The organism is Vreelandella sulfidaeris (assembly GCF_042429665.1).
In the GTDB taxonomy this organism is placed as follows: domain Bacteria; phylum Pseudomonadota; class Gammaproteobacteria; order Pseudomonadales; family Halomonadaceae; genus Vreelandella.
This window is the reverse complement of sequence record NZ_JBHMAC010000010.1, coordinates 888,399-904,100: the sequence shown is the minus strand read 5'-3', so window position 1 is coordinate 904,100 and position 15,702 is coordinate 888,399. Positions and strand designations below refer to the sequence as shown.

Below are 15,702 nucleotides of genomic sequence, written 5' to 3'. Positions count from 1 at the left end.
CGTAAGCATCTCCTAACACAATAAATTAATTAAGTGTAATCAAAATAATCAGATGAAAACTTGAGGTTAGTGTTATGAAATGGATCAAAGCTATAGAACTTTGGATGTTTCTTATAAAGTTTCTTTTTTTCAGAATCTAAACGCTTCATTTTAATAGGATCTATATCATCTTTTCCACGAGACACTGACTCATGATGAATTAATTCAACTGAAGGACATAACACATTAAAATATCCATGATTTAAAAGTGTAAAGCAGAGATCAACATCATTATAAGCAATTGGTAATGCTTCATCGAACCCACCTATTTTTTTAAATTTGGCTGTTTCCAGCATCAGACACGCGCCTGTTACAGCAGACCAGTTATATTCAATATCACATCTTAAAAAATATCCATCATGATTTCTTGGTTTATGAAGGAAAGCGTGTCCAGGTCCGTTGTACGAATTGATTATCCCGCAATGCTGGATATACTTACCTCCTGGGTATAGTAATTTTGCGCCTACAGCGCCGACATGGTCTAACTGTGCGTACCCACAAAGTCGTTCTAACCAGTCATGACTAATTACTTCTATATCATCATTTAAAAAAAGGAGTACTTCTCCATTCGATTTTTTAGCTCCAATATTACACAAAGCTGAAAAGTTAAAAGGTGAGTCATGCTCAACTATATTAATTCGTGTTTTTTCTTTAATTTTTTCCAAGTATTCAAGTGTTTCAATATCACTTGAACCATTGTCTACTAAGATAATTTCGTAATTATCGTACCGTGTATTTTTCTCTATTGAATTTAAGCAACTACTGAGTATCTTAAAATTATCCTTAGATGGAATTACTATAGATATCAATGGATTTCCTTGGGGAAAATAATTAACCTTCCAATATCCATCTCGACCAGGCACTTTTTCAAGTTCACCTTTAAGATTTCGTCGTAAAAGAGCTTCATTTTTTAATTTTATTGTCGCAGATTCTACATATGGTTTAGCTTTCAGACTAAGAGCTACAGAACCTTCTAGCACTCGCCAGTGATATAGTACTTTAGCTATATGCGATATCTTATTGGTTTGTTCAGTAACGCGTAGAACTAAATCCCAATCTTGGCAACCATCCAGTTGTGGATTCAAACCGCCAACTTGTTTCACCAAGCTTTTACGTATACAAGAGACATGCGAAGTATACATTATACTCATAAGTGTTTCAGGTGACCAATCCGGCTTAAAGTGAGGTCCAACATACTCCATTTTTTCTGAAATTTTATCTTCATCACTATATACATAATCGGGATTATCTTCGTCTATTTTTTTAGCTAATTCATACAAACAGTCGGGAGTAAGTTCATCGTCATGATCCATAAAAACGATAAATTCGCCAATTGACTCTTCTATTCCTGAATTAGTAGCAGTAGCGATTCCCATATTTTCAGTTAAGTTTAAAACTTTTATGCGATCTATATTTAATTCAGACAGTAAATTAATTGTCTCCTCTCGAGTACTAGCATCGTTTACAAGGATCAACTCCCAATGATCATACCATTGACGTTGTACAGAATGTATCGCACTTTTAAGCATCCATACTTCAGTGTTATAAACTGGAACAACAATTGAAAACATTGTTTTCTTTTTCAAGGAGTAGACCATATCGTACAGGTTTGAGGGCTTATCAGGTTCTATATATATATATGGCGCATCTCTTTTTACCAATGAATAATTACCGCCAGAATCAAGCTGCAATTCTTGCTTATTGACTTCAGTATTTACGCTACTAACCCCGAGCGTTGGCTCATGACTTTTAAACCTAACATATTCATCTCTAACTCGATTTTTAATACCGTTGATACCGTGTACCTTGAAGACTTCTTTAGCTTTTTGAAAGCTCTTTCTTAAGCCATACTCTTTCTTGATTGTCAACGTGAGGTAAAGTAGTTTTTTAATCCTACGTATTAGCGCTACACCTTCTCGTAAAGGTCTTGTTAATTGCCAACTTTTCGAATCTAAAATCGTTTGATGTTGTTGCGCATATAGCTTATTAGAATTAATCAGCTCATTGAGCTCTTTCGTTTGTTCCTCAAGTAAAAAATTATGTTCTTCTTCCTTTAAAGCATTCTTATTTTTTAGTGAATCAATAGTGTTTTCACGAACATCAAGCTCTCCATTCAGAAAACTAATAGTTTGATCACGCAATTCAATATCTTTATTGAGAGACTTTAATTTTATTGCGTTTTCATCTAACAGATTTTTTACTACTATCAGTTGGTATCTAAGCTGCTCTAATGTACCTATCGAAGAAAAATATTCTTTAATTACTACTTTATTTTTCTCTTCTGAACCAAGCCATTCGTGTTGCCTGTCAGGGTTTGCGCCTGGAAGCTGTAATACGCCCAACCCATGTGAATGTGTCAAGTTCAGGTTATTTGGATATTTAGCACATAACTCCTCCCACAACTTCCACACACCAAAACCACGTTCGCGCACGGTAGTATCGTGAAATATAACGATAGCGCCGGGAGCTAGTTTGGGAAGCCAAACTTCAAAATCGTGTTTCACAGCTTCATATGTATGCAAGCCATCAATATGTAGTAAATCTATCGATCTATCTGAGAAATAAGAAACTGCATTATCAAAGTTAGTTTTCAATAATGTTGAAAATGATTTGTAGTACTCTTCATTATGAGTATTTACAAACTCAAAAACATTGCCCTCATAATTTCCAGCATGCTCATCTCCTTCCCATGTATCAATGGCATATGTAGCACACTCAACTCCAAGTTCCTTAATTGATTTACAAAATGCAAAATAAGAGTGCCCCCAGTGAGAACCTAATTCAACAAAAATTTTAGGTCGATGTACTCTTATTAAAAAATAAGCAAATTGTAGATGCCCCAACCATGCGCTATTTTCAGAGAAAGGGTGCGGCTTAAAGATGGCGCTATGCACCAAATCTTTATTGAAATTAGTCATTATGAACCTTCATCATGATTTCTTTCATAGGGATTCCTACTTCTCCACTCACTACACTCGATGCTTCAGACCTAAACATCAAAGCATCATGAATCCAGTGATGCTGAATATGTTCATGTTGTGTACCTTCGGCTATTGCTATGGTCAGAGAGTAATCGCCAACGGCAAGCCTAGGCATTTGGAAGTAGAAATTGGCAGTTATTTTTGAATTGGGTGGGCATACAATATTTTTATCTTGGTAACTTAGGAAAGTATTATCACCAAACACCTCCTGGCCTAGCTTATTTTTAACAAAAAAGCCAACGATCGGACCAAATAACTCTTCTTTATTTTCAACTTCTACTGTTAGAAGAACATCCTCCCCTCCAACAATCCACGCAAAAGGAGACTTAGCCTCATTCAAAAACTGTACATTAGTTATCCGAGCATTTCCTGAACCAAAAGAGCTTGCTGTTGGGTTAAATTTAAACACTTCCAGATCGTTTCTCAAATTGCTTTTATTGATATATAAGTCACGCTGGTCTTTGTATTCTAGCTTGTTGCTTAGTTCATTCTTAGTTTCGCTCTTAACAATATCTACTTTACCTTGCTGAGACTCGTAAAATGCTTCCAAATAACGCTCAGATACATCTTTGGGGGTGCCATCCATAACTAAATTTCCATAATCTAACCAGACTGCACGATCACAAAGACTTCTAACTGCCGAGGTATCGTGGCTAACAAATAATACTGTCCCTCGCTGCATAAACTGTCTTAAAAAGTTCATACACTTTTGAGTAAAAAATGCATCTCCTACTGCTAATGCTTCATCAATTATTAGGATGTCAGCATCAACGTGTGCAACCACTGAGAAGGCTAATCGAACCATCATCCCGCTAGAATATGTTTTAGTGGGTTGATCTATAAATTCCCCAATACCTGAAAATGACACTATTTTATCGTAGCGATCATCAATTTCAGCTTTCGATAACCCTAGAACAGAGGCATTCATATATATATTTTCTTTACCTGTGAACTCAGGATTAAATCCAGCCCCCAGTTCTAGCAATGCAGCAACCCTACCAACTGTTTTTATATTTCCTGTTGTTGGTGATAAAGTGCCGCATAACATCTGTAATAATGTTGATTTACCACTTCCATTTCTTCCAATAATCCCTACGGTCTCGCCTTTTTTCACGGAAAACGAAATATTTTTTACTGCCCAAAATTCCCTAAAGTATTGCTTCGGTGGCAGCCCTAAGCTGCGCTGAAGTCTGGGTAACAACATTTGTTTCAATCGATCTCGGGGTTGTTTGAAGATTTCAAAACGCTTGCTTATACTTGCGATTTCAATCGCAATATCAGAGTACATCGGCAAAACCTTTTCTTGTCTTTTGAAACCAGGCGAACCCAGCCATAAGAATTAAAGTCGAATAGCTTACATATATAGTAAGTCCTAAAAAGTTAGGCATTTTACTCCATATTAATATATCTCGCGCTTGCTCGATGATGAAGGTTAAAGGATTCGCCATGAATAAAGGATGATATTGTTCAGGAAGACGCTCAATCGGGAAAAAAACTGGAGAAAGAAATAACAATATAGTAGCCAGTATCCCCATCGTCTGACCAATATCTCGCAGAAACACTCCTAAAGAAGCAAGAAAGTAACTGACTCCTAAGGAAAGCACCAGCAAAGGCAGTAACACTAGAGGCAGAAGAACGATTTGCCAACTAGGCAAGCCAACAACTAATAAATGCGCAAGGAGCCATACCACTAAGCTAATACACATATGAAACAGAGATGCAAGTACGGTTGAAACTGGTAGAATTTCTATCGGGAATATTACCTTTTTAACATAATTCACGTTTCCTACGACCAATGCTGGCGAGCGCGTCAGCACTTCCGCAAGTAAGCTATGAACGATCAGTCCGACGAATAATATGATAGCAAAAACACCTTTGCCTTCTGATTGCCCTTCCATTCCCACGCCCCATTTGGCTTGGAAAACTACTGAGAAAACAAAGGTAAACACGGCCAGCATCAGCAAGGGATTTAAAAAAGACCAACCCATCCCAATGACCGATCCCCGATAGCGCCCTACTACCTCGCGCCGCGTGATTTGCAGGATTAGGTCGCGGTGTTGTATGCAGGATCGTACTAAGGCCACAGGCGACAAAGGTTGTGATGCATGTGGATTCATTCAAAAACCTCTGCGTTCTTGAATGTGGGGGCAACACCGTCTTTACCGGAGAGTTGTGGTTCCAGCTCTGCGGGCCACTGAATACCGATGTCCGGGTCATTCCAAATAATGGCGCGTTCACTTTCTGGTGCGTAGAAGTTAGTGGTCTTATAAAGAAATTCCGCCGTGTCACTCAGCGTTATAAAACCATGTGCAAAACCTTCCGGCACCCAAAGCTGGTGCTTATTGTCAGCGGAGAGAAGCGCCCCGACCCATTTACCAAAGGTCGGTGAGTTGCGGCGGATATCTACCGCCACATCGAACACTTCCCCTTGAACAACCCTAACCAGCTTACCCTGCGCATGGGGCGGCATTTGATAGTGCAGGCCGCGTAACACCCCTTTTGCTGATTTGGAGTGGTTGTCTTGAACAAAGGCTACTTCACGCCCTACCGCTTCGTTAAACTGGTTTTGGTTGAAGCTTTCAAAAAAGAAGCCCCGCTCATCGCCGAAGACTCGGGGCTCGAAAAGAATGACGTCTGAAATTTCAAGCGGTGTTGCCTTCATTAGTTTAAATTACCTTTCAAAATTTGTTTCAAATATTGCCCGTAACCGGTTTTGGCTAACGCATCGGCTTCAGCTTCCAGCGCTTCATCACTTATCCAACCGTTACGCCACGCGATCTCTTCAAGGCAAGCGACCTTTAAACCCTGGCGGTGTTCAATCGTCTGCACATACTGGCTGGCTTCAAGTAGGCTGTCATGAGTCCCAGTATCCAGCCAGGCAAAACCACGGCCTAGCCTCTCTACATTAAGATCACCACGCTCAAGATAGGCATTATTGACACTGGTAATTTCCAGTTCGCCACGTTCAGAAGGCTCGACCTGCTTGGCAATCTCAACTACATCATTGTCGTAGAAATAGAGCCCGGTCACGGCATAAGCTGACTTGGGTTGTTTCGGCTTCTCTTCGATGGAAATGGCTTTACCATCGGCATCGAACTCAACTACCCCAAAGCGTTCAGGATCTTTTACCAGATAACCGAATACTGTCGCTCCGCTGGCCTGAGCGGAAGCTCGCTTCAATTGGTCGGAAAAGTGCTGACCGTGGAAAATATTATCTCCCAACACGAGGCAGACAGAATCATCACCAATAAAGTCTTCGCCAATGATGAAGGCCTGCGCTAAGCCATCCGGGCTTGGCTGCACTTTGTACTCAAAACGCACACCAAACGGCTCACCGCTGCCCAGCAAGTTCTGATATTGCGGCAGGTCTTCAGGAGTAGAGATAATAAGAATGTCGCGGATGCCCGCCAGCATGAGGACAGAGACGGGGTAATAAATCATCGGCTTGTCGTAAATTGGCAGTAACTGCTTGGACACACCGCGTGTTATCGGATGAAGGCGTGTGCCCGAGCCACCCGCGAGAATAATTCCTTTACGTGCCATTTGGCCTCCCTAGTGCGCTTAGCGGTTCTGTTTAACTTAGAACCAAAAAATGAACAATGATGTTGTACTTAGAGCCCTTTGTGCTTCAAGGTTCCAAGTACTCTGCTAGTGTCAGAGCAAGCTGTGACTGCCAGTCTGGTAACTTAACTTGCAGGGTCTTTTCAAGTTTAGTGAGATCGAGCCGGGAGTTCAGTGGTCTAGTCGCTGGGGTCGGGTAATCCGTTGTTGGTATCCCCGCTAGTTGAGCCTGGTCTATCGCAAGCGCTTCACCCCGGGCTTTTGCCATTTGAAAAATCGCCTCGGCAAATCCGTGCCAGCTGGTTTCACCACGTGGGGCCAAATGGTACAAGCCTGAAGGAATTTCCCGGCTTAAGCCCATGGCGGTTACCTGGGCAATAAGACGCGCCGGGGTAGGTGCACCAACCTGGTCCGCTACAATGCTAAGCGCTTCACGCTCACGCCCTAGGCGTAGCATCGTTTTCATGAAGTTGTTGCCGCGGGCGCTATAGACCCAACTCGTTCGGAAAATCCAATGTTGGCAACCGCTCGCCATAATGGCTTGGTCACCCTCGAGCTTGGTTTGCCCATAGGTGCTTAAAGGCCCGCTGGTACTCGTTTCGCTCCACGCGGTATTCCCGTTGCCAGGGTAGACATAATCGCTGGAGTAATGCACCAGGCATGCGCCCTGCTCGGCACAGTACGCTGCTAGCTGAGCGGGCAACTCGGCATTCAAACGTCGAGCCCGATCAGCCTCATCTTCTGCTTTGTCGACTGCTGTATAAGCAGCTGCATTAACGATAAGGTCGGGTTTTCGTTCATTCAGCCAGTTTTCGACCGCCGCCTGATCTGCTAGATCCAATTGCTGGCTGGTAGGAGCTTCTATGTCGCCATGCAGGCATAGCTGACGCTGCAATTCGAAGCCCACCTGACCACTGGCCCCCGTTAATAGGATACGTTTGGTGCTTATCATGCCCCAGCTCCTAAACGTTGGCCCTGGTAGCTACCATCTTGCACGCGCTTCCACCACTTCTCGTTTGCAAGATACCACTGCACCGTTTTGCGCAATCCGGTTTCAAACGTTTCTTCGGGGCGCCACCCTAGTTCGCGCTCAATTTTACCCGCATCAATCGCATAGCGAAGGTCATGCCCGGGGCGGTCTTTAACGAAGGTTATCAGGTCGCGGTAATGACCTTCTTCAAGGGGCCGCTGTTCCTGAAGGAGATCGCATATCGTTTCAACCACTTCCAGGTTGGCTTTTTCATTGTGGCCGCCGATATTATACGTTTCGCCAATCACTCCTTCGCTGGCGGCCTTGATTAAGGCGCGGGCATGGTCTTCTACATAAAGCCAATCGCGAATCTGCTGCCCATCACCATAAACAGGCAACGGTTTACCAGCTAGACCATTCAGCAGTACCAACGGTATTAGTTTTTCGGGGAAGTGATAGGGCCCATAGTTGTTAGAGCAATTAGTCACTAACGTCGGCAAGCCGAAGGTTCTCTGCCACGCACGAACCAAATGGTCTGAGCTTGCTTTGCTTGCCGAATAGGGTGAGCTCGGCGCGTAAGGGGTCGTTTCGGTAAACAGCCCTTCAGGGCCATCAAGGTCACCATAGACCTCATCAGTCGAAATATGATGGAATCGAAAACCTGCTGCTTTACTGGGGTCGGTTTCCTGCAGGTTCTTCCAGTAGTGCCGGGCAATTTCCAGCAAGACCGAGGTGCCTACAATATTGGTCTGAATGAAATCTGCCGGCCCGTCGATGGAACGATCGACATGACTTTCTGCCGCCAGGTGCATAACGATATCAGGCTGATGCTTTTCGAACACCTGCTTCATTGCCCCTGCATCACCAATATCATGTTGCTCAAACGTATAGCGCGGGTCTTCCGATACATCGGCCAACGATTCAAGGTTTCCAGCATAGGTCAACTTATCGACATTGATGACGCGATGGTCGCTATTGGCAATCAGTTCACGCACGACTGCTGAACCTATGAATCCGGCACCGCCTGTGACGAGGAATGTCATTGGCATCATAATTTCCTTCTACTAATTTTTTAGTTACTTATATGTTCATTGCTAGGTAAAAAAGATAAGAACAATTATAAATACTTCAACAAACGAGTGCTGATGTTGGAAAGCCTTTAGAGCGCTTGGTCGGGGGCTAATGTTCCGCTGCTGAGCTAGGCGATTTAGCCAGGATGACCATAGACCAGGTATAAAGTAGCCGTGACTTCCAGAGATATCTGTCTTGAAAACGATATCTGTCTTGAAAACTTTGCTGCCTTAATACCCTTTCAGGCACGCTACCGCCCAGGGATTGTTCCGGACATTTCCCTTGCCCTAGCCTTATTTAGCATTTGGCGTACCGATGGCACCTTTACTACATGGCTTGCTGCGTTCGGTCACCGTTATTTCAAAATAATGGGCATTAGCCCTACAGTTAATGATACTCGTGGGTTAGCTCATCCAACGCAAGGAGCGACATGAAGCTTCATGCTTGTCATACCACCGCAAAATGCGTCCAATGGTACCTTATCCTGAGTAAGCGGGGCGAGTATTTCTGCCTATCTACCGAGTCGGTAAGCCAAGGTTGCGATGCCCTCCACCCGCTCCATTTCAGCGAAAACTCCGCGGTAAGCTTTCAGTAGGTGGAACTATCCATTTTGCATTTGTTGAATGCCGCAAAAGACAAAGCCGCCGAAGATAGTAATCTTCGGCGGCTTTGTCGAACGTTGGGTTAGCTAGTTATAGCATGTGCTGCTTACTTATAAACCGGCAGCCGCGCACAAACCTCAGCCACTTTATCCAGCACCTGGGCTTCAACTGCGCTGGTATCTTCGCCTTTGGCCAACACATCCAGAATCTCGCAGATCCAGCCAGCCAGCTGGGTGCACTCTTCTTCACCGAAGCCACGCGTGGTTACCGCTGGAGTACCAATGCGTAGGCCAGAGGTGACAAACGGGCTTTGTGGGTCGTTCGGCACCGCATTCTTGTTCACGGTGATGTGGGCACGGCCCAGCGCCGCATCGGCATCTTTACCGGTGACGCCCTGCTTGATCAGCGAGAGCAGGAAGAGGTGGTCTTCAGTACCGCCGGAGACGATGTCATATCCGCGGTCCATGAATACCTTGGCCATGGCCTTGGCATTTTTAACCACTTGTTGCTGATAAGCTTTGAACTCAGGCGCCATGGCTTCTTTGAAGCAAACCGCTTTGGCGGCAATCACGTGCATCAATGGGCCGCCCTGGCCGCCGGGGAAAACTGCCGACTGAAGCTTTTTCTCAATCTCAGCATCGTTTTCTGCCGAGAGAATCACGCCACTGCGTGGGCCGCGCAAAGTTTTGTGGGTAGTTGAGGTCACCACATGTGCATGGGGCAAAGGGCTGGGGTAAACGCCTGCGGCTACCAAGCCTGAGACGTGGGCCATATCAACCAGTAAGTAAGCGCCCACTTCATCAGCGATCTCGCGGAACTTGGCCCAATCTACAATTTGGGAATAAGCCGAGAACCCAGCGATGATCATTTTCGGCTTGTGCTCACGGGCGAGCTGGGCCACCTGCTCATAGTCGATCAGTTCTTGCTCATTCAGGCCGTACTGGATGGCGTTGTAGTGCTTGCCTGAAAAGCTCGGCTTGGCACCGTGGGTCAGGTGACCGCCTGCGTCCAGGCTCATGCCTAGAATAGTATCGCCTGGCTTAACGAGCGCTTGGAACACGGCGCTATTGGCCTGTGAGCCTGAGTGGGGCTGCACGTTAACGTAGGTCGCGCCGAACAGCTCTTTGGCGTAATCAATGGCCAGGTTTTCAGCGATATCGACATACTCACAGCCGCCGTAATAGCGCTTACCGGGGTAGCCTTCAGCGTATTTATTGGTCAGCTGGCTGCCCTGAGCTTCCAGCACGCGCGGGCTGGCGTAGTTTTCGGAAGCGATCAGCTCGATGTGAGCTTCCTGGCGCGCCACTTCTTTCTGCATGGCATCAAACAGCACATCATCGAATCCGGCAATTGACATATCGCGGCTGAACATAGGCGGGAACCTCGTAACGAGAAAGGATCATCATGGAAGAAGCGAGGGCGCTATCATAACTCAGCCCGAGGCGACTTTCATCGCATCCGCATCAGGTTGTTAATGAGCGCCGCTCATCTTGAGCCCGCTTCTGTCATTGCGCCGCCTCTCCTGTCATTGCGAACGCAGTGAAGCAATCTGGGGGTTGCCCTTATGTGTCATCGCGAGCGGAGCGTGGCGATCTAGGTGTTGTAGTACTGCCACCGCAGGGCGAGATTGCCGCGTCGCTGCGCTCTTCGCAAGGAGATAAAAAGATGGCACTTTGCAATGCCAGCAATGTGCTAATTTGCATTTTCCTTCACTCTTAAAAATACTGTATATTCATACATACACTTTAAGAGTCAGGATACCGACAATGCCGGGCCAGTCACCTCACCTAACGCCAGCCTTGCCGTTAAGCACCCAGCCGCTGCCTTATTTAACCGTTCAGGGCCGTGCAGGGTTTAGCGGCTTTCCTTCCCCCGCCCAGGATTACGACCCGTGCACACTAGATCTCAATACGCGGCTGGTGAAAAACCCTACCCAAACATTTTATGTGACCGCCACCGGCGACAGCATGGAGGGCTGGGGAATTTTTGAGGGTGATCTGCTGATTGTGGATCGCGGTATTGAACCGCGCCTGGGGCATATTTTGGTCGCCATGCTGGAAGGCGAGGCACTGATTAAGCGCTATGCGCTGTATCGCGGGACACCCCACCTCTGCTCGACCCACCCGCACTATCCGCCCCTGCCTCTTGAAGGTAGTGATTGCCAGCTATGGGGCGTGGTGCGCGCCGTGGTTCACGAGTACGTGCGCTAATACGGGGGTGTGACATGATCGGTCTGGTCGACGCCAATAACTTTTATGTGAGTTGCGAGCGGGTCTTTCAACCAAAGCTCGAAGGCAAGCCTGTTGGCGTGATGTCGAATAATGATGGTTGTATTATCGCCCGCTCAGCCGAGTTGAAAGCACTGGATATCCCTATGGGCACCCCCGCCTTCAAGCTTGAAGGGTTACGCAAGCGTGGTGATATTCACCTGCTCTCTTCCAACTACGAGCTTTACGGCGATATGTCGTCGCGGCTCACGCAACTGCTGCGCGATGCCTGCCCTGAGGTGGCGCCCTACTCTATTGATGAAATGTTCATCTATTTAGAAGGGCTAACCACCGAGCAGTGTGACGCGCTGGGGCGACAGTTGCACCAGCGTATTCATCGCCATTTGGGGCTGCCGGTATGCATAGGGCTGGCACCTACCCATACCCTCGCCAAACTGGCCAATCATCTTGCTAAACAGGACCCCCGCTACCAAGGCGTTTGTCGACTCGATGGCCAGAGCCACACAACCGAAGCATTACTCAAGCGCACGCCGGTGGGCAGTGTATGGGGGGTGGGGCGTCGACTGGCCGAGCGCCTGGCCATTGGCGATGTGACTACCGCCTGGGATTTGCGTGAAAGCGATGACAAGCAGTTGCGCAAACGCTTTTCAGTAGTGCTTGCCCGCACGGCGTTAGAGCTGCGTGGCATTCCCTGCCTGGAAATGAACGCCCTGGACCAACCAAGGCAGCGCATCATGACGTCACGCTCGTTCGGGCAACCCACCGGGGTATTTGAACAAGTGCATAACGCCCTGCGTCGCCACGCCCAACGGAGCGCTGAAAAGCTGCGTGAGCAGCAGAGCATGGCCCGGGCAGTAATGGTGTTTCTGAATACCAACCGCCACCGCCGTGACCAGCCGCAATACTTCCCGCAAGCGTTGATCGCCCTGCCCTCGCCAAGCGACGACACGCGAGTAATTCTCGATGCTGTCCGTCAAGGATTAGAGCAGATCTACCGGCCCCGCTATCGGTTTATGAAAGCGGGCGTCATGCTGCTCGATTTAGTCGACGCCCAACAGCATCAACTGTCGCTGCTGCATCCCCCCACACGCGACCGCCACCCTTTTTTGATGGCCACGGTAGATCAGATTAACCAGCGCATGGGACAAGGCACCATCAGCTTTGGCATGACCGATGCGCCTGCAGCGTGGCAATTGCGCTGCGCGCACCGCTCAGATCGCTTTACCACACGCTGGGATGAACTGATGAAAGTGGGCACTCACCCCGGCGCAGTGGCCGCCGCCGAGGCAAAGCAGAAGCAAAAACAGAAACAACACGCATTAGCCAGCACGAAGCGCATCGCGCAGCCGCGGGCTTAAGGTCTCACCCACTACCACCATGGCGATCAAAATGGCCAACAGCCACGGCCAGTGCGCTGAAAACGTCACGCTATAGAGCCCCAACACGTTGGCAAAAATCACCAGAATACCGAGCGGGCTGACGTAGCGAGCCATCAACAGCCACAGCGCATAAAGGCGTGGGTTAAGGCCAAGCTCATCACGCATGATAGTGCTGTTGAGCACAAAGCCTGCCATCACCACTGTGCCCAAGCCACCTAACGGCATCAACCAGCGTGATGTCAGGTAGTCCAGCCAGTCAAAGAACGTCTTGCCTGCCAGTGTCCAGTCGGCGCCCACATTAAAAGAGAGCATCGCCGCGGTACTGATCAACCACAGCACAATGCCCGTACTCCAGGCCGCCGAACGCCTTGTGAAGCCTTTGCTATCGCATAGCCATGAGATCGTCGCCTCGACCATGGAGATTGACGAGGTCAGCGCTGCCATAGAGAGCATGATAAAGAACAGAACGCCAAACAGTGTGCCTAGCGGCATTGCTTGAAACGCAATGGGCAGACTCATGAAAATCAGCCCTGGGCCCTCGCCCGGGTCCATGCCGTTAGCAAAAATTACCGGAAAAATGGCTAGCCCCGCCATTAGCGCCACCACGGTATCCGCCAAGGCAACGCTGAGTGTCGTGCGACCAATAGAGGCACCTTTTGGCAGGTAGCTGCCGTAGGTCATGATCGCGCCCGCCGCCAACGAGAGGGTAAAAAAGGCATGCCCCAGCGCCGCCAGCATTCCCTCACTGGTGAGACTGCCCGTATTAAACGAGAACAGAAAAGCGAAGGCATCGCCAAAACCGCCAGAGAACGCACCGAACAGAATCAGCACCACCAGCATGAGCACCAGCCCGGGCATCATCCAGCGGACGTTTTTCTCAATCCCCTCCTGCACGCCTTTACCGACAATGACCATGGTCGCTAGCGTTACCAGCGTACTCCAGAAGCCAAGATTCCAGGGGTTAGCATTATTGGCGCCAAACACGGCCGCCAGTTCTTCAACGGTGCCCCCGCTTAACCCGCCGGACAGCATTTTCCATAGATACGAGAATGACCAGCCCGCCACGACAACATAAAACGACAGGATCATGAAGCCGCACAGCATCGACATCCAGCCAAACAGCGACCAAACCGACGAACGCCCAGACTCGTTCACCACCCGGCGGATAGCATCGATTGGACTACCGCGCCCACGCCGCCCAAAGGCGATCTCGGCCATCATCACCGGCACCCCCACGGCCAGGATGCACATCAGATAGACCAGTACGAAAGCACCGCCGCCGTACTCCCCCGTCATATAGGGAAATTTCCATATATTGCCAAGCCCAACCGCCGAGCCGGTTGCTGCCAACATAAACCCCCAGCGGCCTAGCCACTGGGTACGAGGTTGCCCAGAAGTGGTCATTTGCCCATTTATCCTGTCAGAAAAAGCCAACTATTCTATCAGCCAGTGTCGTTAAATAGCGGGCTATTTGATGCAATTAAGCAATAAAGTTGACTCAGCACAGGTGCTGCTCGTCATGCTCGATAGCGTTTGGCAGGCATCCAAAAGAGTTAACTGTAATGCCTAGCTGTAATGCCTAGCTATAAACCGTCGCCTTAGCGGCGGCATCCAATCGCTGGGCTGTTTGATCGACGCGGCGTAGGTAGACCAGCAGTACGGCCCCGAGCGTCACAAAGCCACCCGCCAGCCAAAGGCCCGTCGCGTAGTGGCCAGAGGCCTCGGCCAGTACGCCGGTCAAGGCCGGCGCTAATATTTGCGCCACCCCATACGCCAGCATCATCTGGCCCATTAACCGTGCGGGACTCGCGGGATAAAGCTTGCCTGCCATGGTCAGCACCAGGCTCACACAGCCTAAAAAAGTACCGCCGTAGAGGACGGCGCTGAGCAACACAACGGCCAAGCTTGAGGTGATGGCGGGCAGCACTATCCCCACGGCCTGAATCAGCATCGCGACAATCAGCGCGCCCAGATAACCCATCCGTCTGGCGATCAGGTCCCACAGCATGACAGCGGGCGCCGCGGCTAGCCCCACCAGCGCAAACGTCCAGTTACCGGCACCCGCCAGCAGCGGTTCGCGCTCAACAATCGTGACGATAAACGTGGCGTTAATCACATAGCCGTACCCTGCGCAGAAATAGGCGGGCAGCATAAAATACATAAAGGTTCGCGACGGTGGCGAGGCCGCTGGCGCGCTCTTCTGATCGGCACCGTGGCTTGGCGGTACCGGACGCGGCAACCAGCGCCAGGCAGGCACTAACATCACCACCCCCAGCACACCAAAGCACCACCACTGGGTCTGCCAGTCAAGCGAGCGTGACAGCATGTATTCAACCGCCAGGGCAGCCACCACGATCCCTAGCCCCGCCCCGGCAAAATGAATGCCTAGCTCGCCACGCTGCTGGTGGTGTATAAGCCAGTGAAGAATCAAGCCTGAGGCCAGTAGCATCGAGCTACTGGTGGAAAGCCCCGAGAAAAAGCGTAGCCCCGCCCAGAGCCAAAAATGATCGGTCAGCGCCATACCCGCGGTGGTCACTACCGCCAGCACCAGCCCAATGCGGTAGAGCGTATCTTTGATATGGATACTGCGCACGGAGGCCGCAAGCACGGCCCCCAACATATAGCCCGCGTAGTTAATGGCCGCTAGCCAGCCGCCGTCGGCATCGCCCATCCAGCTTTGCTGCTGCATCACCGGCAATAACGGCGTGTAGGCAAAACGGGCAATTCCCATGCATAGAATCTGGCTGAAGACGCCGGCCAGTAGTACTTTAAGACGCTGCGAACGCACCGTTGCGGCGGCCATAGAGCTGCTCCTTATGCACCCTTACTTATCGTTATATTCATTAGCCTGCATACTGAAGCAAGCATAGT

Annotated in this window: 12 protein-coding genes; 2 read left to right on the top strand and 10 right to left on the bottom strand. The window is 48.8% G+C overall.

Annotation, left to right across the window (positions count from 1 at the left end):
* Positions 1 to 29: 29 nt before the first annotated feature.
* The 8 genes from ACFFLD_RS09060 to glyA all read right to left on the bottom strand — a co-directional run bounded on the left by ACFFLD_RS09060 (position 30) and on the right by glyA (position 10,596).
* Positions 30 to 2,957 (bottom strand): glycosyltransferase, encoded by a 2,928-nt coding sequence (locus tag ACFFLD_RS09060; protein WP_386039308.1) that lies wholly within the window; start codon positions 2,955 to 2,957, stop codon positions 30 to 32.
* Positions 2,950 to 4,308 (bottom strand): ABC transporter ATP-binding protein, encoded by a 1,359-nt coding sequence (locus tag ACFFLD_RS09055; protein ID WP_386039306.1) that lies wholly within the window; start codon positions 4,306 to 4,308, stop codon positions 2,950 to 2,952. The genes ACFFLD_RS09060 and ACFFLD_RS09055 overlap by 8 nt, the downstream gene beginning before the upstream one ends.
* Positions 4,298 to 5,137, bottom strand: a complete 840-nt coding sequence (locus tag ACFFLD_RS09050; protein ID WP_386039304.1) for an ABC transporter permease — start codon at positions 5,135 to 5,137, stop codon at positions 4,298 to 4,300. Before ACFFLD_RS09050 ends, ACFFLD_RS09055 begins: the two co-directional genes overlap by 11 nt.
* On the bottom strand, positions 5,134 to 5,682 hold the full coding sequence (gene rfbC, locus ACFFLD_RS09045) for a dTDP-4-dehydrorhamnose 3,5-epimerase (protein WP_386039302.1): 549 nt from the start codon (positions 5,680 to 5,682) through the stop codon (positions 5,134 to 5,136). Before rfbC ends, ACFFLD_RS09050 begins: the two co-directional genes overlap by 4 nt.
* Entirely contained in the window at positions 5,682 to 6,563 is an 882-nt protein-coding gene (gene rfbA / locus ACFFLD_RS09040) for a glucose-1-phosphate thymidylyltransferase RfbA (protein ID WP_386039300.1), read from the bottom strand. The genes rfbC and rfbA overlap by 1 nt, the downstream gene beginning before the upstream one ends.
* 85 nt (positions 6,564 to 6,648) lie before the next feature.
* Positions 6,649 to 7,533 carry a dTDP-4-dehydrorhamnose reductase gene (gene rfbD / locus ACFFLD_RS09035; protein ID WP_386039298.1) on the bottom strand — a complete coding sequence of 295 codons (885 nt, stop codon included), beginning with the start codon at positions 7,531 to 7,533 and terminating at the stop codon, positions 6,649 to 6,651.
* Positions 7,530 to 8,594 (bottom strand): dTDP-glucose 4,6-dehydratase, encoded by a 1,065-nt coding sequence (gene rfbB / locus ACFFLD_RS09030; RefSeq protein WP_386040419.1) that lies wholly within the window; start codon positions 8,592 to 8,594, stop codon positions 7,530 to 7,532. Before rfbB ends, rfbD begins: the two co-directional genes overlap by 4 nt.
* Before the next feature lie 736 nt (positions 8,595 to 9,330).
* Complete coding sequence (gene glyA / locus ACFFLD_RS09025) at positions 9,331 to 10,596, bottom strand: serine hydroxymethyltransferase (protein ID WP_386039296.1); 1,266 nt, start codon at positions 10,594 to 10,596, stop codon at positions 9,331 to 9,333.
* A 394-nt stretch (positions 10,597 to 10,990) separates the two neighbouring features.
* Between glyA and ACFFLD_RS09020 the strand changes: the two genes are divergently transcribed.
* Both ACFFLD_RS09020 and ACFFLD_RS09015 read left to right on the top strand, forming a co-directional pair.
* Entirely contained in the window at positions 10,991 to 11,434 is a 444-nt protein-coding gene (locus tag ACFFLD_RS09020) for a LexA family protein (RefSeq protein WP_386039294.1), read from the top strand.
* 14 nt (positions 11,435 to 11,448) lie between these two features.
* On the top strand, positions 11,449 to 12,810 hold the full coding sequence (locus ACFFLD_RS09015; protein ID WP_386039292.1) for a Y-family DNA polymerase: 1,362 nt from the start codon (positions 11,449 to 11,451) through the stop codon (positions 12,808 to 12,810).
* On the opposite strand, the gene ACFFLD_RS09010 is transcribed toward ACFFLD_RS09015, so the two are convergent.
* Positions 12,772 to 14,235 carry a sodium-dependent transporter gene (locus ACFFLD_RS09010; RefSeq protein ID WP_386039290.1) on the bottom strand — a complete coding sequence of 488 codons (1,464 nt, stop codon included), beginning with the start codon at positions 14,233 to 14,235 and terminating at the stop codon, positions 12,772 to 12,774. The two genes, ACFFLD_RS09015 and ACFFLD_RS09010, sit on opposite strands and share 39 nt — an antisense overlap.
* 175 nt (positions 14,236 to 14,410) lie before the next feature.
* Positions 14,411 to 15,634, bottom strand: coding sequence for a YbfB/YjiJ family MFS transporter (locus ACFFLD_RS09005; RefSeq protein ID WP_386039288.1), 1,224 nt, complete (start codon positions 15,632 to 15,634; stop codon positions 14,411 to 14,413).
* Between the last annotated feature and the right edge of the window lie 68 nt (positions 15,635 to 15,702).

Bases quoted from the DNA above. Each gene is read 5' to 3' on its own strand.
- rfbA (WP_386039300.1), bottom strand. From the start codon at position 6,563: ATGGCACGTAAAGGAATTATTCTCGCGGGTGGCTCGGGCACACGCCTT.
- ACFFLD_RS09010 (WP_386039290.1), bottom strand. From the start codon at position 14,235: ATGACCACTTCTGGGCAACCTCGTACCCAGTGGCTAGGCCGCTGGGGG.
- glyA (WP_386039296.1), bottom strand. From the start codon at position 10,596: ATGTTCAGCCGCGATATGTCAATTGCCGGATTCGATGATGTGCTGTTT.
- rfbC (WP_386039302.1), bottom strand. From the start codon at position 5,682: ATGAAGGCAACACCGCTTGAAATTTCAGACGTCATTCTTTTCGAGCCC.
- ACFFLD_RS09015 (WP_386039292.1), top strand. From the start codon at position 11,449: ATGATCGGTCTGGTCGACGCCAATAACTTTTATGTGAGTTGCGAGCGG.
- ACFFLD_RS09020 (WP_386039294.1), top strand. From the start codon at position 10,991: ATGCCGGGCCAGTCACCTCACCTAACGCCAGCCTTGCCGTTAAGCACC.
- ACFFLD_RS09060 (WP_386039308.1), bottom strand. From the start codon at position 2,957: ATGACTAATTTCAATAAAGATTTGGTGCATAGCGCCATCTTTAAGCCG.
- ACFFLD_RS09050 (WP_386039304.1), bottom strand. From the start codon at position 5,137: ATGAATCCACATGCATCACAACCTTTGTCGCCTGTGGCCTTAGTACGA.
- rfbD (WP_386039298.1), bottom strand. From the start codon at position 7,533: ATGATAAGCACCAAACGTATCCTATTAACGGGGGCCAGTGGTCAGGTG.
- ACFFLD_RS09005 (WP_386039288.1), bottom strand. From the start codon at position 15,634: ATGGCCGCCGCAACGGTGCGTTCGCAGCGTCTTAAAGTACTACTGGCC.
- ACFFLD_RS09055 (WP_386039306.1), bottom strand. From the start codon at position 4,308: ATGTACTCTGATATTGCGATTGAAATCGCAAGTATAAGCAAGCGTTTT.
- rfbB (WP_386040419.1), bottom strand. From the start codon at position 8,594: ATGACATTCCTCGTCACAGGCGGTGCCGGATTCATAGGTTCAGCAGTC.